General features: G+C 65.3%; 11 protein-coding genes and 1 pseudogene. 3 read left to right on the top strand and 9 right to left on the bottom strand.

Annotated features, from left to right (window positions below; all coding sequences use genetic code 11):
* The 6 genes and pseudogenes from ABH924_RS12895 to ABH924_RS12870 form a co-directional block, all read right to left on the bottom strand.
* Positions 1-554, bottom strand: a pseudogene (locus ABH924_RS12895) (urocanate hydratase); the annotation flags it as partial.
* A gap of 45 nt (positions 555-599) precedes the next feature.
* The gene (locus ABH924_RS12890) at positions 600-1,517 is read right to left on the bottom strand and encodes an ABC transporter substrate-binding protein (RefSeq protein WP_404499329.1); all 918 of its coding nucleotides are present in this window, start codon (positions 1,515-1,517) and stop codon (positions 600-602) included.
* A gap of 109 nt (positions 1,518-1,626) precedes the next feature.
* Positions 1,627-2,355, bottom strand: a complete 729-nt coding sequence (locus ABH924_RS12885; protein ID WP_234753287.1) for an ABC transporter permease — start codon at positions 2,353-2,355, stop codon at positions 1,627-1,629.
* Positions 2,352-3,002 carry an ABC transporter permease gene (locus ABH924_RS12880; RefSeq protein WP_059389395.1) on the bottom strand — a complete coding sequence of 217 codons (651 nt, stop codon included), beginning with the start codon at positions 3,000-3,002 and terminating at the stop codon, positions 2,352-2,354. Before ABH924_RS12880 ends, ABH924_RS12885 begins: the two co-directional genes overlap by 4 nt.
* Positions 2,999-4,105: an ABC transporter ATP-binding protein gene (locus ABH924_RS12875; protein WP_404499326.1), complete on the bottom strand. Its 1,107-nt coding sequence runs from the start codon at positions 4,103-4,105 to the stop codon at positions 2,999-3,001. Before ABH924_RS12875 ends, ABH924_RS12880 begins: the two co-directional genes overlap by 4 nt.
* Complete coding sequence (locus ABH924_RS12870) at positions 4,102-4,833, bottom strand: IclR family transcriptional regulator (RefSeq protein WP_372460972.1); 732 nt, start codon at positions 4,831-4,833, stop codon at positions 4,102-4,104. Before ABH924_RS12870 ends, ABH924_RS12875 begins: the two co-directional genes overlap by 4 nt.
* Before the next feature lie 201 nt (positions 4,834-5,034).
* Here ABH924_RS12870 and ABH924_RS12865 point away from each other — a divergent pair, with 201 nt between their 5' ends.
* From ABH924_RS12865 to ABH924_RS12855, 3 genes are all read left to right on the top strand, one after another.
* The gene (locus tag ABH924_RS12865) at positions 5,035-6,234 is read left to right on the top strand and encodes an allantoate amidohydrolase (protein WP_404499324.1); all 1,200 of its coding nucleotides are present in this window, start codon (positions 5,035-5,037) and stop codon (positions 6,232-6,234) included.
* Positions 6,231-7,577, top strand: a complete 1,347-nt coding sequence (locus tag ABH924_RS12860; protein WP_404499322.1) for a formimidoylglutamate deiminase — start codon at positions 6,231-6,233, stop codon at positions 7,575-7,577. The genes ABH924_RS12865 and ABH924_RS12860 overlap by 4 nt, the downstream gene beginning before the upstream one ends.
* 142 nt (positions 7,578-7,719) lie before the next feature.
* A complete protein-coding gene (locus tag ABH924_RS12855) occupies positions 7,720-8,142 on the top strand; it encodes an aldolase/citrate lyase family protein (RefSeq protein ID WP_404499320.1) in 423 nt (140 codons plus the stop codon).
* A gap of 10 nt (positions 8,143-8,152) precedes the next feature.
* On the opposite strand, the gene ABH924_RS12850 is transcribed toward ABH924_RS12855, so the two are convergent.
* The 3 genes from ABH924_RS12850 to ABH924_RS12840 form a co-directional block, all read right to left on the bottom strand.
* The gene (locus tag ABH924_RS12850; RefSeq protein WP_404499318.1) at positions 8,153-8,872 is read right to left on the bottom strand and encodes an aspartate/glutamate racemase family protein; all 720 of its coding nucleotides are present in this window, start codon (positions 8,870-8,872) and stop codon (positions 8,153-8,155) included.
* A gap of 124 nt (positions 8,873-8,996) precedes the next feature.
* A complete protein-coding gene (locus tag ABH924_RS12845) occupies positions 8,997-10,556 on the bottom strand; it encodes a helix-turn-helix domain-containing protein (protein WP_404499316.1) in 1,560 nt (519 codons plus the stop codon).
* Positions 10,553-11,620, bottom strand: a complete 1,068-nt coding sequence (locus ABH924_RS12840) for a DUF917 domain-containing protein (protein WP_404499314.1) — start codon at positions 11,618-11,620, stop codon at positions 10,553-10,555. Before ABH924_RS12840 ends, ABH924_RS12845 begins: the two co-directional genes overlap by 4 nt.
* Positions 11,621-11,649: the final 29 nt, after the last annotated feature.

Raw genomic sequence — 11,649 nt, 5'->3', positions numbered from 1 at the left:
AGGGTCAGGGTCCCGGCCAACGGTCCCTCCGCGGAGCCTTCCGCGGCGGCTGCCAGGCGGCCTTCGGCCCGGAGTTTGTTCCCGACCGCGGCGAAGGTCTCGTAGGTGCCCTGCAGGATGCCCTGGGTGCCGATGTAGATCCAGGACCCGGCGGTCATCTGCCCGTACATCATCAGGCCCTCGGCCTCGAGGCGGCGGAACTCGGGCCACGTCGCCCAGTCACCCACCAGGTTCGAGTTCGCCAGCAACACCCGCGGCGCCCATTCGTTCGTGCGGAACACCCCGACGGGCTTGCCCGACTGGACCAGCAGGGTTTCGTCCTTCTCCAGGGTCTCCAGGGTCCGGGTGATCGCGTCGAACGCGGCCCAGGACCGGGCGGCCCGGCCCGTGCCGCCGTACACGACCAGGTCATCCGGGCGCTCGGCGACCTCCGGGTCCAGGTTGTTCATCAACATGCGCAACGGCGCTTCGGTCTGCCAGCTCTTGGCGGTCAGCTCGGTGCCGCGGGCGGCCCGGACAGGACGGGCTCCGGTAGTGAAATCGGCGGGTGCCATTCTTCGTACTCCTTAGTCTTTTGGACTAGTTGCTTCTTGCTCGAACTAGACCAGGTTCTTGGACTTGAGCCAGTCCTGGGCGATTTGTCCCATGTCCTCGAACTTGGCGGTCCTGCCGTTCATCTGGATCAGATCATCGGTGGTCAACGCGGCGGACACCTTGTCCAGCACGCTCTTGACGGTGTCGCTGGCCTTCTTCTGGTTGATGACGGGAAAGACATTCTGGGCGGTGAACAGATTCTTGTTGTCCTCGAGGGGGACCAGATGGTTCTCGGCAATAGCCGGGTCCGTGTTGAAGAGGTCAGCTGCCTGTACCTGGCCGGAAAGGAGAGCGTTCAGCGTGAGCGGACCGCCGGCGTCGAGCGCTGAGAATTCCTTGAAGTCAAGGTTGTAAACGGACTTCAGTCCGGCAACACCGTTGACGCGGGTCTTCCACTCCGGGGGGCCGCCGAGGACGAGATCCTTGGCAACCGGCTGGAGGTCGCTGATGGACTTCAGGTTGTACTTGTCGGCGATTTCCTTCTTTACGGTCAGGACGTCGTTGTCCTGTGCCTTGGAAGCCGTCAGCTGGGTTAGCCCTGACGGGATTTTGGTGCTCAGTTCCTTTGTCACGTCGTCCGGTGACGAGGCCTTCGTGGCGGGGTCCAGGTATTGGAGGAGTGATCCGCTGTATTCGGGCATGAGGTCGATGGAACCGTCCTTCAGCGCGGGGATGGTGACTTCGCGGCTGCCGATGCTGGGCTTTTCGGTGACCTTGACGCCCTTGGCCTTGAGGGCCTCGGCGTAGATCTTGGCAATGAGTTGGCTTTCCGGGAAGTCCGCGGAGCCGACGACGATGCTGTCCGTGGATACTGCGGCCTGGGAGTTGTTGTTGGAGGAACTCATGGGATCCCCGCCGCCACAAGCGCTCAGGGCGATGGCGGTGGCTGCCGCCAGGGCGAAACCGCTCAGGTACTTTTTCATGTCAATTCTCTCTGGGGAGGGCCGTCGCAGGGCATGCGGTGGCCAAATGGGGGTTGGTTTTGCGGGTGCCGGGCAGGACGCCCGGCACCGGATGAAACGGGAGAGTCGCTTAGACCGTGACAGGGGTGTTCACGGTGTCAGCCGCAGCGGCCGGGGCGGCCGCCTTGACTGTGCGCCGGGTCAGTCCGGGTGAGACGACCCTGCGGGTGATGAAGGCGAGCAATTGGTCGAAGAACAGGGCCAACAGCGCAACCAGCACGGCCCCGGCAACCATCTGGCTGTAGTCGTTCTGGGCCTTGCCGTCGATCAGCAGCCGTCCAAGGCCGCCGAGCGAAATGTACGCGGCGATGGTCGCCGTCGAGATGATCTGCAGCAGTGCGCTGCGGACGCCGGACAGCATGAGGGGGAGCGAGCAAGGGAGCTGGATGTCCGTGAGGATCTTCATGGTGCGGAAGCCCATGCCCTTGGCGGCATCGACGGCGGCAGCATCCACCGCGCGGACGCCGGCATAAGTGTTGGTCAGGATGGGCGGGACCGCGAGGAGCACCAGGACAATGAGGCTCGGCAGGATATAGCCCATCTTGGACGGGAAAGCCGGCGAGATCAGCATCACCAGGAGGATCAGCAGGCCAACGCTGGGGAGGGCGCGGAGGGCGTTGGCCAGGCCTGCGATCATGAAGACACCCTTGCCTGTGACTCCGATGTAGATGCCGAGCGGAACTGCGATGATGGCCGCGACGACGAGGGCGATGAGGGAATAGAGGAGGTGCTCCCCGATCAAGGTGGGGATGCCGTCGGCGCCGCTCCAGTGCGCGGGATTGAACAAATAGTTGATCATGATGCCACCACCTTGGGGGTCCACGGTGTCAGCCACCGGTTGAGGAGGATGATCAGTCCGTCAAGGATCATTGCCAGGACCACGCAGAGGATGATGCCGGCGATGATCGGGGTGAAGAACCGCAACTGGAAGCCTTGGGTGAAGAGCGAGCCGAGCTGCGGGATACCTAGCAACGCTGCCACGGAAACGAGGCTCACGTTGGAGACCGCCGCGACGCGGAGCCCTGCGCTGATGACCGGGACGCCTACAGGAAGCTCCACTTTCACCAGGCTCTGGTACCCCCGGTAGCCCATGGCCTTGGCGGCTTGGACTGTGTCTTCCGGTACGGAATCGAGGGCATCAGCCACGACGCGTACCAGCAGCGCCACGGTGTAGATGGTCAGTGCTGCCACGATGTTGAGCGGGTCCAGGATCTTGGTGCCAAGGACCAGCGGCAACAAGACGAACAGGGCGAGGGAAGGGACCGTGTACAGCAGGCCCGCCACGCCCACCAGAAGGGGATAGATCCGGCGGCTGCGGTGCGCCCACCAACCAAGGGGGAGTGCGATCAGCAGGCCCAGGATGAGGGGAGTGACGGCGAGCAGCACATGCCAGCCGAGGAGGAAGACGATGTTGTCGGACTGGCGGCCCAGCCATTCAAAGTTCATCGCGCCGTCTCCAAGTGTGGTTCCGCCTCGATCGCCTTGACGACGTCGGTGGCCGTCACTGTGCCGATGAGCTCGCCGTGTTCATTGACGACGACGCCGCGCCGGCTGGGGGAGGAAAGCGCTGCGTCGAGCAACTGGCGCATGGTCCCGGACGATGATGCGGAGGTGCCGCTGAGGTTAAGGTGCTCCCTGTTGAGTTCGCCCTTGATGAGGTCGGCTTGTGCCCAGCCGAGCGGTTTCCGGCCGCCGTCGACCACCAGCACCCAGGCTCCTGTGGCCTTGCTCTGTGCCTCGGCGGCGGAGGCGCCAAGGGCGACCACAGCTTCTTCGGCAACAGCTACCGTGCCGGCCGCGTTGGTGAAACCGAGGGAGCGGTAGCCACGGTCACGTCCGACGAAGTCGGCCACGAATTCGTCCGCCGGGGAAGTCAGGAGCTCCGACGGCGTCGCCATCTGGGCGAGCTTTCCGCAGACGCGCATAACGGCAACCTGGTCGCCGAGCTTGAGAGCCTCGTCGATGTCGTGGGTGACCATGATGATCGTCTTGCCGATCTCGCGCTGAAGCCGGAGGAATTCCTCCTGGAGCTGCGCGCGGACTACCGGGTCAACGGCGCTGAAGGGTTCGTCCATGAGCATGAAGGCCGGATCCGAAGCCAGGGCCCGGGCCACGCCCACGCGTTGTTGCTGTCCGCCCGACAACTGCCACGGGTAGCGCTTGGCGAAGCTCGCGGGGAGTCCGACGCGCTCCATGAGTTCGAGGGCTTTCATGCGGGCCTTCTGCCTGCTCTCGCCGAGAAGTACAGGCATTGTTGCCACGTTGTCGACGATGGTGCGGTGTGGGAAGAGGCCTGCATGCTGGATGACGTAGCCGATCCGGCGGCGCAGCAGCGCTGCGTCCATGCCCGACGCCGGCTGGTCATCAAGGTAGATGGTTCCGCTGGTGGGTTCGATGAGGCGGTTGATCATCCTCAGCGAAGTGGTCTTGCCACACCCGGACGGGCCAACCAGGATGGTCAACTTGCCGGTGGGCGCTTCGAGGTTCAGGCCGTCGACGGCGACCGTCCCGTCCGGGTACGCCTTGGTGACATTTTCGAACTTGATCATTTCTTTTCCATGCTTTCCTGGGGCACTTCATGGTTTCCGGAGGGTTCCACGAGGATGTTGTTCGCCACCCTCGCCAGTTCCTCGCCAAATGTCTGGGCCTTCGCCTCGTCCAAGCGGTAGCTCGGCACGACAATGCTGAGGGCTGCCACGGTGCGGCCGCCGATCACAATGGGTGCGGCGACGGCCGTGATGTCGTCTTCTACGCCGCTCCGCACGATGGCGAAGCCGCGGCCGTTCTGCCCGCCGGTAAGGACCTTCCCAGCGGCGGATCCTTCCAGCGGAATGCTCCTGCCGACCCAGCTGGTGTGCCGGACAGAGCGGGTTCCTTCGACTATGGCGATGTAGATTCCGGTTTCCCCAGGACCAGGAATGCTCAAATAGCAGGACTCGCCTGTTTCGGCCACCAGCCTCTTCATATGCGGCGCGCACAGAGATACGAGGGATTCCTGTCCCAGCGCGAGTGCTCCCAACTGGATCACGCTGGCACCGGGACGGAAGTTTCCGCTCGGGTCCCGCTTCACGAAGCCGCTGCCCTCCAGCGTGCGGAGAAGGCGGAGTGCGGTGCTGGCCGACAAGTCAACAACGCGTGCGGCGTCACTCAAGCTGATGGCGCCATCGGTACAGACCGCGCTCAGGAGGGCCAACGCCCTTTCGACCGTCCGGGTGGAAGAGTCTGCTGCCACTGACTGACCTGCTTTCAAGTGGTCTGGATCACCATGTCTTGCCACTAAGTAAAAATGAACTTTCATCGAATGGCAAGAGATTTCGTGAAATTACCTGAGATTCCGGGATTTGAGACGCCCAATGGGAACAAGCCGTTTCGGCCGTGTTTCAGGACTGTTAATTGTCCCGGTTCTACGCTCAGGGTCTTGTCATTGGATGACATGTGGTTTTTACTTGGTGGCAGTCTTCATTAATCGGAGGAACACGTGGAAACCGTCAATCAGCTCCTTGACTCAATCAAGGACGTGGGCCGCGATGCGGTGCGCGGAGGATACTCAAGGGCTGTCTACTCGACGCCCGAGCTCGACCTCAGGCACTGGTTCATCGAACAAGCCCAACAGCGCGGCCTCGGAGTCGAAACCGACCGCAACGGCATTATCTGGGCCTGGTGGGGAAAGCCCCGGGACGGTGCGCTTGTCACTGGCAGCCACCTCGACTCCGTCCCGGGAGGAGGGGCCTTTGATGGGCCGCTTGGCGTCGCGTCCGCACTCACCGCCGTCGATGTCCTCGTTTCCCGCGGTCTCGAGCCGGGGCGTTCCCTGGCCATCACGGTCTTCCCGGAAGAGGAAGGATCCCGCTTTGGCGTGGCCTGCTTGGGCTCGCGGCTCCTGACCGGTGCCATCGACGTCGACAAGGCGCTGAACCTGCGCGACGTCGACGGCAACACTTTCGCCGACGTCGCCCGGCGCAATGGTCTGGATCCCCGGCACGTCGGTCCAGATCCGGAAGCCATGGCCCGAATCGGCGACTTCGTCGAACTGCATGTGGAACAGGGAAAGGGGCTGGGCCAAGGCGGGCCGGCCATCGCCGTCGGAAGCTCCATCCTGGGCCACGGCCGCTGGAAGCTCAGCGTCAGCGGCCAAGGCAACCATGCCGGGACCACTCTCATGGCCGACCGCGCCGATCCGATGGTCGCGGCCGCGCAGATCGTTGTTGCCGTCCGCGACACTGCGGCGAGGCAACCGGATGCCAGAGCCACAGTCGGGCGCTTGACTCCGGTTCCCGGCGGCACCAACGTGATTGCCTCCCGCGTCGATCTGTGGCTTGACGCCCGCCATCCCGACGACGCCGTGACGGCGCAACTGATCGAATCGATTTACAGCGCGGCCCGGGAAATCGCGGCAGGGGAGGGATGCGCCGTTACCCTCACTGAGGAGTCCTACAGCGATACCGTGCATTTTGATCCCGTCCTCAGCCGACGCATCGGGGAGCTTCTGCCGGGCGCGCCGGTGCTGGCAACCGGCGCCGGGCACGACGCCGGAGTCTTGGCTGGACATGTCCCCTCGGCGATGCTTTTCGTCCGCAACCCGAGCGGAATCTCGCATTCCCCGGAAGAATACGTGGCCGACGAGGACGTCTCGGCCGGCGCCGCTGCCCTCGCGGACGTTCTGGAGGGACTCCTGTGAGCGGGTTCTGGTGTGAGACCGCCTTGGTGAACGCCGACGGCGGTAGCGCTGTTGTAGCCGCCGGTGTTCGGCTGGAAGTGCACGAGGGCCGCATCTCTGCGATCTCCACCGCGGTCCAGCCCGAAACCGGTGACCAGACATTGAACGGCGTCGTCTTCCCCGCCGCGGCCAACGCCCATTCGCACGCTTTTCACCGGATCTTGCGCGGACGGACGCATGACGGGCGCGGCGACTTCTGGGTCTGGCGGGAGCAAATGTACCGGAGCGCTGCGGAACTGACACCAGAGAAATACGAGAAGCTCGCCACGGCAGTCTTCACCGAAATGGTGGTCTCGGGCTTCAGCAGCGTGGCCGAGTTCCACTACGTCCACCACCGGCCAGAAGGAACGCCGTACCGGGAGCCGCACGCGATGGAACTGGCATTGGCCAGGGCAGCCGTGGCGGCAGGGATTCGTCTGACATTGCTGGACACCCTGTACCTCGCGGGAGGCATTGGGACGCCGCTCAGCCCGGAACAAGCACGGTTTGGCGACGCCGATGCCCAAGCCTGGTTGGATCGGCTCGCGTCACTGCGGGCCGAGGTGGTGCGGACCTTTCCGCCGGAAATGGTTGGTGTGGGGGCCGCACTGCATTCCGTCCGCGGGGTGCCCGAGGAGGCGCTCAAGACCGTCGCACAGCAACTGCCTGCCGATATCCCGCTCCACATCCACCTCAGCGAACAACCGGCCGAGAACGAGGCGTGTCTGCAGGCCTATGGCGTCACCCCTGCTGGACTCCTTGACCGGCACGGCCTGGTGTCCCGGCGGCTCTCCGCCGTCCACGCGACCCACCTGACGCCGGAAGACATCCAGCTCCTCGGGGATGCGGGAGCCACGGTGGTGATGTGTCCCAGCACTGAAGCCGATCTCGCCGACGGGATCGGACCGGCACGCGCACTGTCCGACGCCGGCTCGACCATCGCGTTGGGCACCGACCAACACGCCGTGATCGATCCCTGGGTTGAAATGCGCACCTTGGAACACGGAGAACGCCTCGGCTCCGGCCAGCGGGGCAGGTTCTCACCCCAGGAACTGCTGCACGCGGCCACCATCGGCGCAACCGCATCCATGGCCACGCCCATTGCGTCGGCGCTGGAAGTCGGCGCAATCTGCGACCTCATGGCCGTGGCTCCGGATTCGGTGCGGACCGCCGGTTCCATGCCCCAGCAGTTTGCGTTCAGCGCGACGGCGAGCGACGTCACCGCCGTCGTGATCGCTGGCGAACTGGTGGCTTCGAACGGCGTCCATGTTCGGCTGGGTTCTCCGGGGAGCCTGCTCACCGAGGCGTTGAAGGAGTTCTCCTGAGGCGCTTTCCTCAGGCGCCACGCCTGGGCGTCACGCTGAGCAAGTTTTTGGAGGCGCCGCCGGCGCTCCACCCCGGAATTCCGGGGCGCTTGGATGCCGAAGCCGCCAAAAGATTGCGTGGCGTGACAGCCACGCGGCCCCTATGCCCAGCCAACTGACGAACCGCCTTGGCGCTTGGCTCACTTTTCTGGATGCGCACGGCATAGAAGGCTTGTCCGGCAGTGGATTCGACTGGATCGGCATCGACCTGCAACTCGGCACTGCCACCCTGGACGGACTTCCGGGGTTGCTCCGCGCGTGCGAACTCAACCGGACGCCTGCTCTGGTGCGCACGTCCGGGCACAGCGCGGCGGAGATCGGCCGTGCCCTCGACGCCGGAGAGGCCGGCGTCGTCGTCCCCATGGTCGAGTCCGCGGCCCAAGCCGCGGCGATTGCCGCTGCCTGCACCTTTCCGCCAGCGGGTGTCCGCAGTTCCGGGGCTTCACGATCTGCGATCGCGGCGCCTTCGCTGCTTCAGCCCGAAGGGAAAGTGCTGTGCCTGGCGCTTTCGCTCGGACCGGAATAGGCTCACCGACTCAGACGCTGCGGGCCTTCACCGGCGGACGCATGTATGTGGTGCGGCTTGGCCGCACGCCCAGCCGGACGCTGCTTTCGAGCCAGGTGACAGCGGCACCGGTGGGATCCACCACCGGTACGTACGTGCCGTTCTCTTCCAGCCGACGCTGAAGTGCAGCAGCCACCCCAAGCATTCCGGTGCAACCGAGCACAATGACATCGGCCTCGCCCTTGGCCACGGCCTCGGAGGCCTCCGCATGGAGGCGGTCCAGGAGCAGTTCGTGGTCCTCCAGACCGAGCACCGGCAAGTCCACAACGCGGATGCAGCCGATCCGCTCGCTCAAGCCGTACCGCCGGGTGAGGCTGCGCAGCATCGGCAAAACGTTGGGGAGCACAGTGATGATGCCGACCCTTTCGCCCAAGCTCAATGCGTGGAGGACTGCCGGTTCGAAGCCGCCAACCACCGGGTAGTCCGCAATTTCCCGCGCCGCGTGCACCGCCGGATCGCCGAAGCAGGTAACAAACACGGCATCGACGCCGTCGATGCTTGCCTCGTCGATCCGGTCGAGGATGCCCGGTGCGGCGAGGGCTTCGTCGTACTCGGACTCGATGCTTGCTGTACCGCGGGCCAGGGCGACGACGTCGAAGGTCGTCCCGTGAGAAACCCAGGCGGTGATCTCAGCCCCGACCGACTGGGCAAAGGTGTCGCCGATGACGGGAACTATGACTCGAAGATGCATGACAGATCCTCCTGTAGGGGTACATGTGCTGGCAACACTAGGTCCCCCGTTCACAACCCGGAACGGGCAGCGAGCACTGCGAATACGGGATGACTGTGCGGGTTGCCCTGAACTGTCGGAGCCCTTAACCGTGCTCGGTCTCGATGCTGCGGCAGGCCAATTGAAGTGCCAGCCGCTGGTTGGGATCATCCAGATCCACGCCCAGGCGCTCGCGGAGGCGGTGCAGGCGTGCCGTGACGGTGTTGCGGTGTAGGCCCAGAACGATGCTCGTGGTGGACACCGAGCCCCCGGCCTCAAGGTAGGCCTGCAAGGTGCGCAGGAGTTGGCCGCCGTCCACGCCTTTGAGCGGGGCCAACGCGGTCTCGGCGAAAGCCCGCAAGATCTCGGAATCCTGCCACGCAGCCAGGAGCCTCGCGACCCCCAGTTCATCAATGTGTTCGGCCGCAGGACGGTATTCGTGCGTCCTTGCCAATGTTGCTGCGTCGCGTGCTTCCAGGAGGGTACTGGCCAACCCGCCGGGTCCGTGATGAACGCGCCCCACTCCGGCCACCACCTCCCAGTGCGCGGGCAGTTGAGCCAGCATGAGGCGCACCGAACGCAAGACCCGGCGGCCATCCGACGACGGCGGTTCGGTGGCGCTGCTGATCCAAACTGTCCACCCATCACCGCGGTCCACCACGGGGCCAATGAGTTTTTGGGCCTCAAGGGCGTTCCGAAGCTTCCTCATCGACGTGACCGGATCATCCCGCAAAGGATCCGACACCCTGGCGGTCCGGACCAAATGAATTCCCACGTGCCAGTCCTGGAGCCGCCAACCTGCGGACAGCGCGCGTTCCACGACATCCTGGCTGACTACGCCTTGCCCAGCGATCAGGTCCGCGAGAAGGCGGCCGTGGAACACGGAATCCCTTTCGGCTGCTACCCGCTGGCTAATGAGCCATGCTCGGACATAAGGTTCGGCAACCGCCAGGGCACTGGCGGTGGCAATGCGCTCGTGTTCGTTGCTGCCGGCTGTGTGGGACGCGAGCCAAGCGGCGGCCTGAGTGGAGCCTGGCTCGGTCACGGGATGGATCAGAATCTGTCCGTCGGCGGAGGGATCGCTGTGCTGCGGGACGGTCAGGTCCAGCCTGAGCGTGGAAGGCAGGCTGATAGGTTCGCCGTGGATCGCACTCCCGTCTGATGAGAGCAACCAGACCGATTGGGACAACGCCAAGCCCAACGCGGCCAGAATGTCTTCTGCCGTTGTCTTAGTGCTGAGGCGGCGGACCACGTCCTCGATAAGCCTGGCCCTCTGCACTTCCGGTGCACGGACCCGGATGGTGAGCCGGTGGAGCAGGTCCACGAGGTCGGCTCCCACAACGGACAGCACGGGGATGCCAAGACGGTCGGCAAGGCGGAGAGTGGAGAGCAGGGGTGGTTGTTCCTCGGAGGCGATCAGCAGGGCGGCGACTCCAGCCGATTCGGCCCGCCGGACGAGGGCCTCCAGGCGGTAGGACGGCGTCACCGCTGCCGCGGCGCACACCATGAGGTGACCGTTCGCCGTCGTCGGGAGCTCCCCGCTGTACCAGCTCAAGTCCCGGACGGGACGATCGAGTCCTTGCCTGCCGGCGACGACGACGGCGGCGGCGAGCACCGTTTCGGTGAGGAGATCCCGCACGCTGACCGGCGCGTACCCGGCGGTCATCGGGTGGCCTCCGGCTGGCCGGCGTCGATCCCGAAAGCGGTGAGTCCGATCAGTCCTTCAGCGCCGTCCGGCCAACCCGGAATCGGCGGGAGCCGCAGCAGGGCGATGGATTGTCCCGAACGGAGCCTGTCCGGCGGAACGGGAACAAAGGTCACGGGGTCCAGCACCGCCAGGACGTCGGGTGCGGACGCTCGGGAAACGCCGTCGATGGCCACGTTCAGGTATTCGTCGAGCATGTCCAGCCTCAGGATGTGCCCGGCTGAGCGATCCGTGAGTGTGAGGCTGCCGGGGACGTCGCCGCGCCGGGGCCGGATCTCGTCCACCCTGCCCTCGCACAGCAGCTCGCCACCCAGCCGCTTGGCGAGCTGCGAAACGCTAAGTCCGGCCGAGGCAACCAGGGCCTGCCCAAGGGCAAGGCAGCCGCTGAGCGAGCCGGGGAGGCCAAGTGCTGCCAAGGTGCCGGCCCGGCACGGGTAGAGAGCCACCGCGGCGGCCCCACCGAGGGCGGCAACGTTGGCGCGCATGATCCGGTCCGCCGCATCGATGGAAGCGGATTCAATAATGACGGAGTCTCCAGCCGGCCCCACCACTGCCATGGGCGTGGCCGGGTGGCCTGCGGCGGCGAGGGTTGTCTGGCTGATCCGGGGGAAAGCCCGGCCCATGAGGTCGCCGTCCACCACGGGAAGCCCGAGCACTTGCGCGGCAACCAAAGGGATAAGGGCGTTCAGTCCGCCAATTTCGATCACGCCAATGGCACCAACGCGTTGGCGCAGGGCACCTGCCAGCGCGGTAACAGCGTTGGCAAAGTCTTCCCCGCCCGGTGGCCGCTCCGCGACGACGTCCGGCGCCCCGGCGAGCCCGACATGGACCACCACCGTGTCCGGCGGCAAATCACCGGCCGCCACCAGGCGGGCGCGCCCTCTGCTTTGGAGCGCATGCCGCAAAAGCCGGGCCCCGACGGCGACGTCCCCGCCGCCGCCGGACCCCAGCAGACCTGCTCCCGCGGCCAGCGCGGATACGTCGTCCGCGCTCAGATAGCGTTCCACCGGTACTCGTTGCGTCACGGCAGAACTGGCACGGGATAGGTCCTCAT

The sequence above is a fragment of the Arthrobacter sp. GAS37 genome (genome assembly GCF_044908325.1).
GTDB classification, from domain to species: Bacteria; Actinomycetota; Actinomycetes; order Actinomycetales; family Micrococcaceae; genus Arthrobacter; species Arthrobacter ramosus.
Note: the sequence above shows the minus strand (reverse complement) of the source record. Positions and strands in the feature narration are given on the sequence as shown.

Bases quoted from the DNA above. Each gene is read 5' to 3' on its own strand.
- ABH924_RS12855 (WP_404499320.1), top strand. From the start codon at position 7,720: ATGCCCAGCCAACTGACGAACCGCCTTGGCGCTTGGCTCACTTTTCTG.
- ABH924_RS12885 (WP_234753287.1), bottom strand. From the start codon at position 2,355: ATGATCAACTATTTGTTCAATCCCGCGCACTGGAGCGGCGCCGACGGC.
- ABH924_RS12890 (WP_404499329.1), bottom strand. From the start codon at position 1,517: ATGAAAAAGTACCTGAGCGGTTTCGCCCTGGCGGCAGCCACCGCCATC.
- ABH924_RS12850 (WP_404499318.1), bottom strand. From the start codon at position 8,872: ATGCATCTTCGAGTCATAGTTCCCGTCATCGGCGACACCTTTGCCCAG.
- ABH924_RS12875 (WP_404499326.1), bottom strand. From the start codon at position 4,105: ATGATCAAGTTCGAAAATGTCACCAAGGCGTACCCGGACGGGACGGTC.
- ABH924_RS12880 (WP_059389395.1), bottom strand. From the start codon at position 3,002: ATGAACTTTGAATGGCTGGGCCGCCAGTCCGACAACATCGTCTTCCTC.
- ABH924_RS12845 (WP_404499316.1), bottom strand. From the start codon at position 10,556: ATGACCGCCGGGTACGCGCCGGTCAGCGTGCGGGATCTCCTCACCGAA.